We start from the raw sequence: 16,142 nt of genomic DNA, 5'->3' as shown, positions 1-16,142 counted from the left end.
CTAATGCTGTCGCTATGCTAACGGGTTTGGGTGGGCGATCGCCGCTTCAGAAAGTCGGCGTTGCAGAACGAGGAGATGAAATGGCTGTAGGGGTAGCGCCCCCGTGCCTACCCCTGACGGCGGGCAACCACGGGGGGATTGTCCCTACCCACATTCTTCGTCAGGTTTAGGGTTATTTATCTGGTAGCAAATCTTTCGCTACTAATTTTTTTTGAATGGCAAAGATCGCGGCCTGAGTCAGATCGGGCACCTTCAGTTTGTGCAAAATCGAATGAACGTGAACTCTGACTGTGCCCGGCGCAATGTAGAGCATTTCAGCAATTTCCTGATTGGTTTTGCCAGAAGCTACGAGGGCGAGAATTTCTTGTTCACGCCGAGTTAAAGGATTTGCAGTGGGGGTTTCTGCGATCGTCACGGCTGGGTTATTTTCAAACAAATCTCTAATCTCAGTGGTTGCCGTCGAATCCCACCACGAGGCCCCAGCCGCGACTGAGCGAATCGCTAAGATCAGTGTTTTAGAATCAATTCCTTTGAGGCAATAGCCTTGCGCTCCTGCCTCGATTAAACGATGAATTAGAGATTTTTGAGTGCGGGATGTCAACACCAAGATCGACAGATCAGGCTGCTGTTGTTTGATTTGACGACACGCTTCGACTCCGCCAATTCCGGGTAAGCCAATGTCTAACAACACAATATCGACCTGATGCTGCTTTGCCAACTCAACCGTCGTTTCACCATCTTCTGCTTCTGCAATGATCTCTAGCCCTGGCTCTTGTTGCAGACACATTCTTAAACCGAGCCGAAAAAGTTCGTCATCTTCGGCTAAGAGAATTCGTAAGGGATCGGAGAGCATTTCAGCTAAATTAAAGACGGTTGAAATGGCAAAACGGGCAGACGAAACGCAAACAGTGCCCCGTGAGGCACATAGTTCGCTGCCCAGATTGTACCGTTGTGTGCGTCGATAATTTGGCGAGTTAGATAAAGTCCTAGCCCGGAACCTCTGGCTTGACGATCGCTGCACCCTTGATAAAATCGCTCAAACAAATAGGGCAGTTCTTCAGGAGTGATCCCAGCTCCGGTGTCGATGATTTTGACCGTTTGGTGAGCAGAACCTGCGTCTAAAACGACTTCTATTTTGCCCCCTCGCGGTGAGTGGTTAATGGCATTGGTTAAAAGGTTGACAAAGACTCGTTGAAGCTGAAATGCATCGCCATTCACCCAGAGAAACTTGCGGAAATCTGAAGCGCCGTAGCTCAATGAAATATGAACGCGACGACTGGTTGCCAACGTCCTTAAAGTTGATACTACGTCTTCGGCAATTTTGACTAAATCGACAGGTGCGAGTTGAAGCGTTAACCCTTCTGTGTCATTGCGATAGATGTCTAAAAGCGTTTCGACTAGCTGCAAGCTGGTTTGATGGCTGCGAGTCATGGTTGCCAAAACGGTTTGTTGAATCGGCAACACTCGCCCGAAATCTTCACGCTGAAGCGCGTTTAGAGTCTCGATCGCGCCCAGTAATGGTGTTTTTAGATCGTGGGTCAAGGTAGACGCAAAATCTTCTCGAACGCTGGCAATCTTTTCTTGCGTTTGAAGTTTTGCTTGTTGCTGTAAAAGCCTTTCTTGATAGAGACGGTTACGATCGCTGAGAAACCCCGTTACCAGCAGCGCTAATATCACGATTAGCCGATTTGCAACCATTGGCGGCTGCACCACATCCCCACTAGGAACCCACACATTTAACAGGGTGAGTAGGCAACCAATGAGCGTGGTTTTTAGAGCAGCGACTCCGCCAAAACGAGCGTTGACGATCAGAATCGGGCCAATGTATAGATAACCAAACACGTAGTTTGACGGCGTGGCAAACTCCAGCCCTGCAACTGCCGCAAACAGTCCGATGATTAGCCAGATCTCATTTAGATGCAGAGATTTTAATCGTGCGATCGGTTTGAGCGGTGGCATCAGTTATTCAAAACGCGATATAGAAAGTCTAGATCTAATTTGAGTGTTTAGTTAATGTTTGGATCACGCTATATTTCCAGATATAGAGTTTAACTAAACACTCTAAATGGTTTCAGCTCTCAAGATAGTTTGACAAATATACAGTCACATAAACATAAAAATATACCTTGAAGTTTTTTACAAAGTCTTCCATGATTGGTTTTGTAAATAATTAGGTGATTAGCTAAAACAATCATTTAATACCAATTTGCATTGGCGCAACAGATCCGCATGAGAGCACGACATGTCGTGCCCCTACGCAATCATTTAACTGTTGAGGATGATTTAGTTTTAGCAATCACATACCCGATCAAAAATTTAAGCTGATTGTATTGGAGTTTATCGAACCCATGCTTCAAGGGTGGATTCAAATTGCATTAACGCTGCTGATCGTGGTAGCGATTACTCCCTTTCTGGGAGGGTATATGGCTCGTGTTTTTCAAGAACAAAGAACGATTCTCGACCCTATTTTGAATCCCGTTGAGCGAGTTCTCTACTCATTAGCGGGCGTTCAAGCCAAAGAGAATATGACGGGCTGGCAATATGCACGAGCGATCGTCTACGCCAACATCGCGATGGCACTCTTGCTGTTTTTGATCATCATGAGTCAGGGTTGGTTGCCCCTCAACCCGACCGGGATCGGTGCCCCCACCTGGGATACGGCACTGCACACTACCATTTCATTTATCACCAACACCAATCAGCAGCATTATTCTGGCGAAACTTACATGAGCTATGCCTCCCAGATGTTGGGGCTTGGCTATCATATGTTCACATCGGCGGCGACAGGGCTGGCAGTTGGCATTGCCTTTATTCGCGGCTTGACGGGCAGACCGTTGGGCAACTTTTATGTCGATTTGATCCGGGGCATTACCCGAATCTTGCTGCCAATTAGCATTGTTGGAGCGATCGTGTTGATTGCGTCAGGGGTGCCCGAAACTTTGGCAGGTGCCGCGATCGTGCCGACGTTAGAAAATCCTGCACTCAGTCAAGCGATCGCGCGTGGCCCAGTCGCTCACTATGAGATCATCAAGCAGCTTGGCGAAAACGGCGGCGGCTTTTTTGCCATTAACTCCGCTCACCCTTTTGAGAATCCAAACCCATTCACAAATCTGATTCAAATTGTGGGAATGGTGACTATTCCTACGTCTTTGATTTATACCTATGGCGTGTTTGCTAACAATCGCAAGCAAGCCTGGTTGGTATACGGAATGGTGTTTGTGATCTATGTGGTGTTTATTGGCGTGACGGCGATCGGAGAATATCAAGGCAATCCTGCGGTCAATGCACTCCTGGGCGGACAAGCTCCCAATTTAGAGGGCAAAGAAGTCCGGTTTGGCTGGGCGCAATCGGCACTATTTGCGGCAACAACGACGGGCACAATGTGCGGCGCGGTGAATAGTCTGCACGATTCATTTATGCCCAATGGTGGGTTTGTCACCCTGTCTAACATGTTTCTGCAAATCATTTGGGGCGGACAAGGCACCGGAACTGCTTATCTGTTTGCTTATCTGATTTTGGCAGTGTTTGTTACCGGGTTAATGGTGGGACGCACTCCTGAATTTTTGGGACGCAAAATCGAAAAGCGGGAAGTCGTGTTAGCCAGCTTTCTGATTTTATTAGTGCATCCGATCGCGATTCTGATTCCAGGTGCGATCGCACTGGCATTCCCAGACCAACTCGCAGGCATTAGTAATCCTGGTTTCCACGGGTTATCTCAGGTGATTTATGAGTACACCTCTGCGGCGGCTAACAACGGCTCTGGGTTTGAAGGATTAGCCGATTCTCAACCGTCTCCGTTAGCGATCGCCAATGGCACTGCCACTAGCGCTACTGCTCTATGGTGGAACCTCAGCACTTGTTTTAGTCTGCTGGCAGGACGATTTGTTCCGATCGGGGCACTGCTGTTGCTGGCAGATAGTATGTCTCGCAAACAACCCGTGCCGATGACAACTGGCACGCTTCGCACTGACACAGGTCTGTTTACCGGAGTCACGGCTGGCACCATTTTGATTCTCGGCGCACTGACGTTCTTTCCAATTTTGGCACTTGGCCCGATCTCAGAAGCGTTTCAAATCGCTAGAGGAATCGGCTAGCTGGGCGTTAATTTTTCTGCATTTGATCAGCCTTTTTTGATGCTATTGACTATTGACGACAGACCCAAAATTTATGCAAACTCCCCAGGATTCGACCCGTCCTTCTCGTTTAAGCACTCCGAGCGGCTCCCGCGAGAGTCGGAGACACACGCCCAAAGCCGATATGCGGGGTTTATATCAACGAGCCATCCACGACTCGTTTGTCAAACTCGACCCGCGCACTGAGGCGAAAAACCCCGTAATGTTTGTGGTTTGGGTCGGCACGATCGTGACTTTTTTAGTGACGATCGACCCAAATTTGTTTGGCACTGTTCAGGCAGATCCGGGACAACAACGCTTACTCAACGGCGTGATTACGTTCATTCTATTTTTCACATTAGTGTTTGCTAACTTTGCAGAAGCCGTTGCCGAAGGGCGCGGTAAAGCTCAAGCAGACGCTTTGCGCTCAACGCGATCGGACACGGTTGCCCGCAAACTTTTAGCCGATGGTTCCGTTCAAGAAGTCAGTTCTACGGCACTGCGGAAAGGCGATCGCGTCAAAGTGGTTGCGGGTGACATGATTCCGGCAGACGGTGAAGTCGTGACAGGTGTCGCGGCGGTAGACGAGTCCGCCATCACGGGAGAATCTGCGCCCGTCCTCAAGCAGCCAGGGACGGACATTGCCAGTTCGGTCACGGGCGGTACGCGCATTCTTTCAGATGAACTGATTATTAATGTCACGTCTGATCCGGGTCAGGGTTTTATCGATCGCATGATTGCCCTAGTTGAAGGCGCAGAACGCAGCAAAACGCCTAACGAAATCGCGCTCACCGTGTTGCTATCAGTGTTAACGCTCGTGTTTTTGATTGTGGTCGCAACCGTTTCGCCATTGGCAAATTATGTGCAGGCCCCGACGACGATCGCGATTCTAGTTTCGCTGCTGGTGGCGTTAATTCCGACGACGATCGGGGGCTTGTTAAGCGCGATTGGTATTGCCGGGATGGATCGAGTCGCTCAATTTAACGTCATCGCCACATCAGGTCGAGCTGTCGAAGCCTGCGGCGATGTCGGTACTCTTGTACTCGATAAAACAGGCACCATTACGCTCGGCAATCGTCTCGCCGATGAATTCATCCCAGTCAACGGTCATTCTCTTGAGGAGATGTCACAGATCTGTCTCGCTGCCAGTGTCTTTGATGAAACGCCTGAAGGTCGCTCGATCGTTTGGCTGGCTGAAAAGAACGGCGCTGAAGTTGATTTCAAAACCGACGATGCAGAAGGGCTAGAATTCTCAGCAAGAACGCGCATGAGCGGCACAAATCTACCCGACGGACGCGAAGCTCGAAAAGGGGCAGTCGATGCGATTAGAGGCTTTGTCCGTTCAAGAGGCGGCAAGGTTCCTTCTCAGCTTGATGAAGCTTACGAGCGGGTATCTAGACTGGGTGGAACGCCGCTGGCTGCCTGTCTCAACGACGATATTTATGGAGTGATTTATCTCAAAGACATTGTAAAGCCAGGATTGCGAGAACGGTTTGACCAACTGCGCCGCATGGGTGTGAAGACGATCATGCTCACGGGTGACAACCGGATCACCGCTTCAGTCATCGCTCAAGAAGCGGGTGTTGATGATTTTATTGCGGAAGCCACCCCCGAAGACAAAATTGACGTGATTCGCAAAGAGCAGTCAGAAGGCAAGCTTGTTGCGATGACCGGAGACGGCACCAATGATGCACCTGCCTTGGCTCAAGCAAACGTGGGTGTGGCGATGAACTCTGGCACCCAAGCGGCAAAAGAAGCGGCCAACATGGTGGACTTGGATTCTGACCCCACCAAGCTGATTGATTTGGTAACGATCGGCAAGCAACTCTTGATCACACGCGGCGCGCTAACTACTTTCTCGATCGCCAACGACATTGCAAAATATTTTGCGATCATTCCCACTATTTTTGCGGCGGCTGGCATTGGCGCACTCAACATTATGGGGTTAAAAAGTCCTCAGTCTGCGATCATTTCAGCGTTGATTTACAACGCGCTGATTATTCCGGCTCTGATTCCATTAGCGTTAAAAGGAGTGCAATTTCGTCCGTTAACAGCAGACCAACTACTGCGCCGTAATATTTTAATCTATGGCGTTGGCGGTGTGGTTGCTCCTTTTATCGCAATCAAGATCATCGATCTGATCATTCCATTTTCTTAAGCAAGAATTTCTGAACTAGTCCACACGATTTTGACTTTAACTGCTATGAAACTTATCCATTTACCCCACATACCCAAACAGACTCAAATCATCGAAACCGTGGCCGAAATCTGGTCTGAATGGCGCAGGCAAAAACTTCCGCTTTATCTATTTTTGGGGCTGTGTTTTAACCTGGTGCTGGCACCTGCTGTTTTTGCCGCTACTGGTGGAGAGTTTTCTCGCACTCAAGCTTACTGGCTGGCGGCACTGGGTCTGGTGACGATCGCCCTGGCCATCTATCTATTTTTTGTCATGTTTGTACCGGAGAAATTCTAATGAGTTTTGCACGTGAGGCAGGTAGAGCCGTTCGATCTACGTTGGTGCTTTGGGTTTTGACTGCGATTATTTACCCGTTTGCGATGATTGCATTTGGGCAGATTGTTTTTCCCTTTCAGGCAAACGGAAGCTTGCTCAAAAACGCTCAAGGTCAAGAAGTGGGTTCTGCGCTGATCGGTCAACCTTTTACGTCCGATCGCTACTTTAACAGCCGCCCCAGCACGACTAGCTACAGCACTGCCGATCCCAAAAAAGATGAGGCAGGCATTCTACAAACAGGCGTATCGGGAGCGAGTAATTTGGCTCCTAGCAACCCAGCCCTTTTAGACCGGATCAGAGGCAAAAGTGACCCTGATCTCGCAAAGGCGATCGAGGGCGATCTGCCCCGTCTGCAAAAGGCGAGTGTTAAGCCAACGGCAGATTTAGTTTATACGTCTGGTTCTAGCCTTGACCCCCACATTACGCCCGAAGCAGCAACGGCACAACTCGATCGAGTTGCTAAAGCACGTAGCCTACCACCCAACCAGGTTGAAACATTAATTGCTCAAAACACTGATGGGCGGTTTTTGGGACTTTTTGGAGAGCCGGGTGTCAATGTATTGAAGCTGAACTTAGCGTTAGATGCACTGAGTCCAACTTAGTAATCAAATCGATGTAGGGATATTTACAGAATGTCCCTACAAGGATCTTTACAGTGTAGTGACTTGCGAAACTTTCTTATTAGATGCAGCGATCATGCCCATAATCAAACTAGCAGCAATCGCAGTGTAAATAATGTCTTGACTGTTGTAACCTCAATGGCATTGTTCGGGAACGACGATCGGTTTCTGAGGATTGGTGAGATCGAGTTTCATCGGAGTAACTGTAGTGTCTCGTCCATTTCCATCGCGGATCATGACGCTGAAAATTGGGGTTCCCTTTTTGGATTGCGTGATCGTGTTGACGAATGGAAAATTGAGGTTTTGGTGTTTGATGACTTGGGGCGATCGATAACCTGGTTTAGACCAACAGAAGAGGTAGGCACCGTCCATGCTACGGGCAGCATACATTAAGTAAGACCGCTGTTGAGTTTTGAAGGCGAACTGGTAATCGATCTCGAAGCCGTCGGAAGGGGATTCGGGTGCTGCAATTTTTTGACAGGTGTTGTTGACCCAAGTTCCACCAGCATGAGCAGGCGCGCTCGTACTCGCAATCAGAGTAGCCGCGATCAGGCTTATGACTAGCAACTGATTTCTCATAAGTTTAGCCGTTGAAAATGGGTGTATTTTATGTTGAGTGACGATCGAAACCAAATCTACTATTCCCATTTACGTTTGATTGTCCACTCGTTTTTGATGTCGATTTATTACTCAGCTAGTGGTTTAGGCAAGGCATAAACGTCACCGCCCTGCCCCAAAGCAAATCGAAGTGACTGAGACAAATCTTTGCTGCACAGCGCTAAGAAGATGATTAAAGCCGCCAGAGCCAGCGTTGAGGCAACGCCAAACGCGCCACGATAGCCCACTCGATCGACAACCACTCCCAAGATTGTTCCAGCAAGGGCAATTTCCAGGTCAAATCCGTTCATAAAGAGACCTAAAACCCGTCCCCGTTCGTGAGGGTGACAGCGATCGACAACCAGCGCGATCTTGATTGGCAAAAACGTTCCGCCCCCAATTCCTTCTAGGGAGCATCTCACTTCTGCGATGAGTATCGATACTCAGTGATAAAAAGCCAAACGGATTGGGCGGCTGAAGGGACAAGCGTTAGTGCAAGCGCGGCAGGCGGTTTATGGCTGTCTTAAAGCGAATGATTACGACCCGAAAAGCCTCAACCAGCAGCGTCAAACCCCTACATTTTGGATGAAGAGTCCGGCGTTAATCTTGCCCTGTTGTTTCAGACCCTTCAGCCCCTCTCTAAGCCAGAGCGAATCGCAAATATTGCCGCTGGGGTGTAGGCAATGAGTAATGAGGAAGCTCATTATTGGTTTGCTAAAGTGAGCAATGGTAAGCAGAATCAGGCGCTGAGAGCCATTCGGGTATTGTTAGGAGACTAGATGACGCGCACTCCCCATGACGAGTTTGCAAAATATTATTTGCGTGAGTTGTTGGAGCCACTGGGCAAGATTGAGATTTCGCGCCAGCTTAAGAGTGAAACTCGATATGCGGATCTCTGGTTTAGTCCTGACTCTGCCACCGATCGCGAGCGTCAAAGGCTTGGATTGCTCGGTCGGCTGGTGGATCGCCCCTGTCTGATCGAACCGTTTCGTAACCCTGCGGCAAAATCAGAAGCTCGGAGTTGTCTTGGCAAACTATTCTCACTGTTCGCGGAACTAGAGCGCAAAGCGAAACGGGAAAAGCAATCTCTGAACGAAAACAATCTGCCGCTGCTTTGGATTCTGGTTCCTACTGCTTCACCGGAGTTTCGTAAGGGGCTGGGGGCGAAAAAGAGAGGGTCTACGATCGCATCTGGAATTTATGACTTTCCAGAAATTTACCGAGGTGGATTGATTGTGATCCACCAATTGCCCCGTAATGAAGATACTTTGTGGCTCAGGCTGTTGGGTCGCGGGCAAGTTCAGAAACAGGCAATAGAAGAGTTCACTGCTTTGCCAGAAAGCCATCCTTTGCGCGAAAATGTAGAGGAGCTATTGGGAAACTGGCGTGCGATTTTGGAGAGTCGGAATCGCTTAACAGACGAAGAGGAGGAACTGATTGTGAACTTATCACCTGCTTACTTACAGAAACGCGAGGAATGGAAGCGAGAAGGCATTGAGCAAGGCATTGAGCAAGGCATTGAGCAAGGCATTATTAGAGAACGTCGCACCACGATCGAGGCTCTCTTCAGAAATCGTTTTGGATCGTTAGATGAACCACTGCTTCAGGTTTTGTCGGCTTTGCTGCGATTATCAGATGCAGAGTATGAGGCAGAACTGCCTCAACTGTTCCAAGTATCACGGGAAGATTTAATCGATCGGTTTATCGACGTTTAAATCTTGCTGGAGTGATGTCTCAATCGTCGTTACTACATTACAAAAAAACACGATTGTTGAAATTGAGCCATTCATCTACGATCGGAAAATTCTACCCAATCTTCGATGATCCACTGAGTGAGAGAAATAATAGTTTTCTGGAGTTTTCCAGTGGATCACGTTGCCACCTTAAGCACCCATAAAAACTTGAGGCATTTGTTCAAAATTTAGGTTATTCTTCTTATTCCACATTTCGCACTCCATCCTTGGCTATGACTCTGTTTGTGTCTGCAATGACGTTTAGTGAGCGGCTCCGTTTCAAGCGTCAGAGGAGTCGGGTTCGCCAAAAAGACTTGGTGGAAATGTTGGGTTTGAGTCCGCAGACGGTTAGCGCCTGGGAAACTGGGAGGAGCCTTCCGAAACTAACGCCGCTTCAGATGCAAATCTGTGTAAAAAGCTGAATTGCCCACTTGATGAACTCGTGCAATATCAAGCAATCGCAGAAGCTTCTTAGGTTGTCGCAATTTCGGTGCGATCGGATCGAGCTTCGTCTAAAGGACTTGGGTCGCTGTACGCCACAGGGGAAGCAAGCGTCTAGAATAACAACGGACGAGACGCTTGTAGCCAACATGACAACCCGAAAATCCGTGTTCATTGAAAAGATGATACCTGTGACGCTCCTCAATGAGCAGGTGTACTATGAGCATGGAGCAACCCGTTTAAAGGGCTGCCTCGGTGGTATTCGCGCAAGCCGCTGTCGTTTAGTCGAGCGAGTGTGTTGGGTCGCTGCTGCCTGCGGATGTCTCGCTGGAGGAATTTGAGTATCTGCTGGTTACATTGGGTGAAAGATGGCGTGTTTGGCGAGGATGATGCACCGTTTGGGCAGCCCACCCCCGCTACCAACGGGTCGGTCATCCGCAATTTTGTGATTAACCTCTTCCGACAGCATGGCTATCCCGGAATTACGAAAGCCCAACGCTTGCTAGAGCATGATTTGGATGCCCTCTTTGGTCTGCTGACAATGAATTAGCCCTACCAAAGAGAGGGGCTTTCAATTCTCTAATGCAAAACTTTTAAGTGCTTTTCAACAGAATTACTCGAAGAACTCTTATCAACAGAATCCAAAGTTGGTTGCTGTTAAGCGATCGATTAATTCACTCTGATTAACAATGTTTGATTGGCGCTTTAAAATTGTTTAAGCAAGAAACGTATTGATTGTCACTATTAAGAAATGTTTATAGGTAGACAAAAGAAATTCTGTCTGATTAGAACCATGTCCGCTGTGTCAGAAGGCTAGGGTGAAATGGAGTATGAGAAACTTGAGGAATAATTGTTAATAGGTTTTAGGAGGTACTTATAATGAATCGTTCTGTCGTGCTTCGATCGTCAGACTATGAATCCGTTGAGTCGCTGCCCGATGTGTGGACGATCGTGGCTCAACGATTTGCCAATATCACGGCAGTTTATGACCCTCATGCCAAGCCAGAAGTCAAAATGACCTATGCTGAGTTGTATCAAAAGATACATCAATTCGCCTCTGGGTTACAGGCTCTGGGCATTCAAGCCGTGACGGATGCGATTCCGCTTCGCGTTGCGTTGTTTGCAGATAACAGCCCGCGTTGGCTAATCGCCGATCAAGGCGTGATGCGATCGGGCGCAGCCGACGTGGTGCGCGGTTCTCAAGCAGACCCCGACGAATTGCTGTTTATTCTTAAAGATAGCGGGGCGATCGCGCTGATAGTCCAAGATTTAGACCTGCTCAAAAAACTCCGTTCTGGCTTAAACGATCTGCCGATTCAGTTTGTGATTGTGCTATCTGATCAGACTTCTGCCGATGAATCGCTAAAAATAATTCCCTTCTCACAGGTTCTAGAGTTGGGTGCAAATCATTCGCTTCAGCCCGTTGATCAAACTCGTCAGACCCTCGCCACTTTGATGTATACCTCCGGCACGGGTGGAACCCCAAAAGGCGTAATGCTAAGTCATGGAAATTTGCTCTCGCAAGTGACGGGTGCCGCTGCCGTTGTCCAACCTCAACCGGGAGAAAAAGTTCTCAGCATTTTACCAATCTGGCACGCCTATGAACGGGCGTTTGAATATTTTATTTTCTCTAATGGTTGCACTCAGATCTATACAACGATTCGTCACGTTAAAAAAGATCTTAAAGATCATCAACCTCACTATATGGTTGGCGTTCCCCGGCTGTGGGAATCGATTTATGAGGGCATTCAAAAACAATTTCGTGAGCAGCCAGCCAATCAGCAAAAGCTGGTGAATTTTCTTCTGAACGCGAGTCATCAGTTTGTGATGGCGCGCCGAACGGTGATGGGGTTAAACCTCGATCGTCCCAATCCTTCCGTTTTAGAACGTAGCGCCGCATCGCTGAGAATGTCTGCGCTGTGGGCACTTCACCAACTGGGAGACAAGTTAGTCTATCAAAAAGTTCGTGCTGGGACGGGCGGCAACTTAATTTTTGTCGTTAGCGGTGGAGGCTCGATCGCCGAACACTTAGAAGACTTTTTTGAACTCGTCGGCATCGAGATTCTCGGCGGTTATGGATTAACGGAGACTTCGCCGATTACGAATGTGCGTCGTCCGTGGCGGAATATTAGAGGGGCAGATGGTGAGCCACTCCCTGGCACCGAGATCCAGATTGTAGATCTTGAGACTCGTAAACCTCTTCCTGCTGGACAGCATGGACTGGTATTGATTCGCGGTTCGCAAGTCATGCAAGGCTATTACAACAATCCTACGGCGACGGCAAAAGCGATCGACGCTGACGGCTGGTTTGATTCTGGCGATCTGGGCATGGTGACGGCTGACAATAATCTGATCATTACTGGACGGGCCAAAGATACGATCGTCCTCACCAATGGCGAAAATATTGAACCGCAACCGATCGAAGATGCCTGTCTGAGAAGTCCTTATATCGATCAACTGATGATTGTGGGACAAGATCAAAAAGTGCTGGGTGCCCTGATCGTTCCTAACCTAGAGGCTTTAGACAAATGGGCTTCGACTCAAACTTCAAACTCAAATGTTGATCTCAATAGCCAACCGATTCAAGACCTGTTTCGACAAGAGTTGACGCGGTTGGTCAAAGAGCGACCGGGATCTCGTTCTGACGATCGCATCGGCACCTTCCGCTTGCTTTCAGAACCTTTTACAGTTGAGAACAATTTACTCACCCAAACCCTAAAAATTCGTCGCAACGTCGTGATGGATCGCTACCAGGGTATGATTAACGAGATGTTCGATTGACGCGAGATCGTTCTCAGACAGCTAGTTGACCTCTCTCAAACTTCTCTGAACACAGCATTTATGGACGACTCAAAATCTCATTTGTTATTGCAGCGAAATGTCAACGTCAAAGCGATTGTGACACCCCGTTGGAAAGAGGAGGCGCAGCAGCAACTCCAGTCACAACTCAATCAGATTGACAACCAGTTGCAGCAGCTAGAAATGCAGTTGCAGCAAGTAGTTTCTGAAATGCAACGGCAAACCATTCAGCCGCCTGGGCCTGAAGCGACCCAACAGATTGAAAGCGTCAAGATTCAGTTTAATCAGCGCAAAAGTGAGCTACTAGAGCAGAAAAATCAACTTCTCCAGCAGCTTCAACAAGTGCAGACGTTAGAACTCAATCAAGAAGTCAGTCAAGGGCAGGTAAATAGCACCTTCCGTATTGAACCTGGCGATAATCTGATCGAAAAGATGCAAGTCGAAATTCTTCTCCGCGACGGCATTGTCGAAGAAATCAGAGGAGACGTTTAAGGGTAGGGGCGAGGCATTGGGTGCAAAGTTTCTGCTAAAGACATAAGGACGATCGTCTGATCGCTTCGCCCTCGATCGTTCGGATAACCCCACAGTCTTCCTTCCTTCTCCAGTACTCTTATTCTGAATTCGATAGAATCTGATGGACAAGCTTTATCGTCCGAAATAGACGCTTTGATAGTTAGTCACGCACCAAGACTAACGACAAACCTTGATCTCCTTGTTGACCCCGACATCACCGCAATGATTAACGAAATCTTCATGCCTGCTCTCAGTTCCACCATGACCGAAGGAAAAATTGTTTCTTGGGCCAAATCTCCGGGTGACAAGGTTGAAAAAGGCGAAACTGTGGTTGTGGTTGAGTCCGACAAAGCCGATATGGATGTGGAGTCCTTTTATGAAGGCTATCTAGCGGTGATTGTTACGCCAGCCGGAGAGTCGGCCCCCGTGGGTGCCGCGATCGCCCTTGTCGTCGAAACCGAAGCAGAAATTGAAGCCGCTAAACAAGGAGTCGAAACGGCTCAACCTGCTGCGGTTTCAGCACCTGCCAGTGCCACCACTGCTGCTCGACAAGAAGCGGTTGCGGTTCAATCTGGCTCTTCACCAAACGGCGGGGCTGCCCCTCGGCAAAACGGACGGGCTGTGGTGTCGCCTCGCGCCCGCAAGCTGGCAAAAGATTTGAAAATTGACCTCGCGACCCTGCAAGGCAGCGGGCCTCATGGGCGAATTGTGGCAGAAGACGTTGAGGCTGCTGCTGGAAAGTCTGCTGTTGCCCCTGCGACTTCTACAGCGCCGATCTCACCTCCTCTCATTCCACCAGTAGTTGCCCCTAAAGCTCCGCTGACTCCCGCGCCCGCTCCTTTGCTGCCGGGACAAATTACGCCGATGACCACGCTGCAAAATGCGGTCGTGCGAAATATGCTAACCAGTTTGGAGGTGCCAACTTATCACGTCGCTTACACCATTACGACCGATAGTTTAGATAGCCTCTATAAGCAGCTTAAGTCTAAGGGCGTGACCATGACAGCACTGTTAGCGAAGGCAGTTGCAGCCACGTTGCAGAAGCATCCGCTACTTTACGCGAGCTATGTTGATCAGGGCACTCGTTATAATGCTGCGATCAATATTGCAGTTGCGGTTGCAATGCCTGATGGTGGGTTGATCACACCTGTGTTGCAAAAAGCCGATCAAGTCGATATTTATTCGCTGTCGCGCAGTTGGAAAGATTTGGTCGATCGTGCCCGTTCTAAACAGCTACAACCTGACGAATATAGCTCTGGAACCTTTGTCATTTCTAACTTAGGGATGTTTGGCGTTGAGATGTTTGACGCAATTCTACCGCCGGGTCAAGGGTCGATTTTGGCGATCGGGGCATCTCGTCCCCAAGTTGTCGCCACCGATGATGGAATGTTAGGGGTGCGTCGGCAGATGAAAGTCAATATCACCTGCGATCACCGAATTATCTACGGTGCTCATGCTGCCGCATTCTTGAAAGACTTGGCGAAGCTGATTGAAACTAATCCGCAGTCTTTAACTATGTAGAGTTGCGCTTGGAACAAATATTTCTGTAGAGACGCAAAATTTTGCGTCTCTATTTTTATTTAATTTTGTTTTTACCTTTCAACAGCGGAAACCCAAGCTCCTCACGCTGCTTTAAATAAAGCTGTGCCACCTGCCGCGCCATCGTCCGAATCCTGCCGATATAGCGCGTTCGCTCTGTGACGGAGATTACCCCTCTAGCATCAAGCAGATTAAATGTGTGCGAACACTTCAACACATAATCCAGCGCAGGCAGAACCAGGGATCGCTCAATCAATTGTCCCGCTTCCTGCTCATACAGCCCAAATAAGTTAAACAGCAACTCAGGGTTCGACGCTTCAAAATTATAAGTAGACTGCTCGATCTCCCCTTGCAGGTGAACGTCACCATAAGTCAGTTGATCGTTCCATTGGATCTTCGCAAACGCATCCACTCCTTGCAGATACATCGTCAGTCGCTCTAAACCGTAAGTGATCTCGATCGACACCGGGCGGCAGTCAATTCCTCCACACTGCTGAAAATATGTGAACTGCGTCACCTCCATCCCATCAAGCCAAACTTCCCAGCCTACTCCCCACGCTCCGACAGCAGCATCTTCCCAATTATCTTCCACAAACCGGACATCATGATCCTCTGGTCGAATTCCCAACGCCCTGAGAGAATCTAAATAAATCTCCTGAATATTATCTGGTGATGGCTTAATCAACACTTGATATTGATAGTAATACTGATAGCGATTCGGGTTCTCTCCATATCGTCCATCTCCCGGACGACGGCACGGTTCCACATAAGCCACCGACCACGGCTCAGGACCGATCGCCCTCAAAAACGTATGCGGACTTTTGGTGCCCGCGCCCTTCTCGGTGTCGTAAGGTTGGGCAATTAAACATCCCCGATCGCCCCAAAACTGATGCAGTGTCGCAATCACCGACTGAAAATTCACAGCAGCCCACCTTATTGTTATTCTGTTCGCTGATCAATTGTCGCTCAAATTGGCAAACTGGTCAGATGATCAGCAGAAGGGGCTGTCCGAATCTAGTTAAGTAGACTTCGGGTAAATTAATGGTGAAGCTACTCTTGCTTGATAGCACGTCTGCTGGTAGCGATCATGCTGAACTATGTGTGTGGGACAGGGAAAAGCGGTTCAGAAGCTGTTTGGTAGCGATCGGCTCAGAATCCCTATTACCCGGGTTTTTGAGCAGCCCCAAACTTTCCACAGATTTTGCTTGACACGGTTCGCCTTGCCAAGTTATATTAGTCAAGCGGGTGAGAGGAACGGACGCGAAAGCGAAGGTTC

At 48.7% G+C, this 16,142-nt stretch carries 16 protein-coding genes and 1 pseudogene; 12 read left to right on the top strand and 5 right to left on the bottom strand.

Translation table 11 applies throughout. The features are described 5' to 3' along the window. Positions 1–14 precede the first annotated feature (14 nt). Positions 15–170 (top strand): hypothetical protein, encoded by a 156-nt coding sequence (locus tag C7B65_RS27620; RefSeq protein ID WP_181314327.1) that lies wholly within the window; start codon positions 15–17, stop codon positions 168–170. Between the two features lie 2 nt (positions 171–172). Here the strand turns inward: C7B65_RS27620 and C7B65_RS04045 are convergent, their stop codons facing one another. Further along, on the bottom strand, positions 173–853 hold the full coding sequence (locus tag C7B65_RS04045) for a response regulator (RefSeq protein WP_073074851.1): 681 nt from the start codon (positions 851–853) through the stop codon (positions 173–175). A gap of 5 nt (positions 854–858) precedes the next feature. Next, positions 859–1,959 (bottom strand): sensor histidine kinase, encoded by a 1,101-nt coding sequence (locus C7B65_RS04040; RefSeq protein ID WP_073074850.1) that lies wholly within the window; start codon positions 1,957–1,959, stop codon positions 859–861. A gap of 389 nt (positions 1,960–2,348) precedes the next feature. Between C7B65_RS04040 and kdpA the strand changes: the two genes are divergently transcribed. The 4 genes from kdpA (at position 2,349) to kdpC (ending at position 7,226) form a co-directional block, all read left to right on the top strand. Then, positions 2,349–4,094, top strand: coding sequence for a potassium-transporting ATPase subunit KdpA (gene kdpA / locus C7B65_RS04035; RefSeq protein WP_073074849.1), 1,746 nt, complete (start codon positions 2,349–2,351; stop codon positions 4,092–4,094). A gap of 73 nt (positions 4,095–4,167) precedes the next feature. Further along, complete coding sequence (gene kdpB, locus C7B65_RS04030) at positions 4,168–6,270, top strand: potassium-transporting ATPase subunit KdpB (RefSeq protein ID WP_073074848.1); 2,103 nt, start codon at positions 4,168–4,170, stop codon at positions 6,268–6,270. Positions 6,271–6,315: 45 nt separating this feature from the next. After that, positions 6,316–6,585: a potassium-transporting ATPase subunit F gene (locus C7B65_RS04025; RefSeq protein WP_073074847.1), complete on the top strand. Its 270-nt coding sequence runs from the start codon at positions 6,316–6,318 to the stop codon at positions 6,583–6,585. Next, a complete protein-coding gene (gene kdpC, locus C7B65_RS04020) occupies positions 6,585–7,226 on the top strand; it encodes a K(+)-transporting ATPase subunit C (RefSeq protein ID WP_073074846.1) in 642 nt (213 codons plus the stop codon). The genes C7B65_RS04025 and kdpC overlap by 1 nt, the downstream gene beginning before the upstream one ends. Before the next feature lie 153 nt (positions 7,227–7,379). Here the strand turns inward: kdpC and C7B65_RS04015 are convergent, their stop codons facing one another. Next, positions 7,380–7,823 carry a hypothetical protein gene (locus tag C7B65_RS04015; RefSeq protein ID WP_073074845.1) on the bottom strand — a complete coding sequence of 148 codons (444 nt, stop codon included), beginning with the start codon at positions 7,821–7,823 and terminating at the stop codon, positions 7,380–7,382. 107 nt (positions 7,824–7,930) lie between these two features. After that, entirely contained in the window at positions 7,931–8,263 is a 333-nt protein-coding gene (locus C7B65_RS04010; protein ID WP_073074844.1) for an MFS transporter, read from the bottom strand. Positions 8,264–8,422: 159 nt separating this feature from the next. On the opposite strand from C7B65_RS04010, the pseudogene C7B65_RS29540 reads away from it, so the two are divergent. The 7 genes and pseudogenes from C7B65_RS29540 (at position 8,423) to C7B65_RS03975 (ending at position 14,848) form a co-directional block, all read left to right on the top strand. Then, a pseudogene (locus C7B65_RS29540) lies at positions 8,423–8,620 on the top strand (DUF7680 family protein). Continuing rightward, complete coding sequence (locus tag C7B65_RS04000; protein ID WP_073074843.1) at positions 8,621–9,556, top strand: RpnC/YadD family protein; 936 nt, start codon at positions 8,621–8,623, stop codon at positions 9,554–9,556. It abuts the pseudogene before it with no gap. Between the two features lie 251 nt (positions 9,557–9,807). Beyond that, complete coding sequence (locus C7B65_RS03995; protein ID WP_244913156.1) at positions 9,808–9,996, top strand: helix-turn-helix transcriptional regulator; 189 nt, start codon at positions 9,808–9,810, stop codon at positions 9,994–9,996. Positions 9,997–10,352: 356 nt separating this feature from the next. Beyond that, on the top strand, positions 10,353–10,565 hold the full coding sequence (locus C7B65_RS27300; protein ID WP_181314326.1) for a hypothetical protein: 213 nt from the start codon (positions 10,353–10,355) through the stop codon (positions 10,563–10,565). A gap of 329 nt (positions 10,566–10,894) precedes the next feature. Continuing rightward, positions 10,895–12,796 (top strand): AMP-binding protein, encoded by a 1,902-nt coding sequence (locus C7B65_RS03985; protein ID WP_073074842.1) that lies wholly within the window; start codon positions 10,895–10,897, stop codon positions 12,794–12,796. Between the two features lie 60 nt (positions 12,797–12,856). Next, a complete protein-coding gene (locus C7B65_RS03980; RefSeq protein WP_073074841.1) occupies positions 12,857–13,306 on the top strand; it encodes a YlqD family protein in 450 nt (149 codons plus the stop codon). A gap of 243 nt (positions 13,307–13,549) precedes the next feature. Then, a complete protein-coding gene (locus C7B65_RS03975) occupies positions 13,550–14,848 on the top strand; it encodes a dihydrolipoamide acetyltransferase family protein (protein ID WP_073074840.1) in 1,299 nt (432 codons plus the stop codon). A gap of 55 nt (positions 14,849–14,903) precedes the next feature. Here the strand turns inward: C7B65_RS03975 and glyQ are convergent, their stop codons facing one another. Continuing rightward, positions 14,904–15,788, bottom strand: coding sequence for a glycine--tRNA ligase subunit alpha (gene glyQ / locus C7B65_RS03970; protein ID WP_073074839.1), 885 nt, complete (start codon positions 15,786–15,788; stop codon positions 14,904–14,906). Between the last annotated feature and the right edge of the window lie 354 nt (positions 15,789–16,142).

Origin of the sequence: Phormidesmis priestleyi ULC007, from assembly GCF_003003695.1 — a bacterium.
Taxonomy (GTDB): domain Bacteria; phylum Cyanobacteriota; class Cyanobacteriia; order Leptolyngbyales; family Leptolyngbyaceae; genus Phormidesmis_A; species Phormidesmis_A priestleyi_A.
Note: the sequence above shows the minus strand (reverse complement) of the source record. Positions and strands in the feature narration are given on the sequence as shown.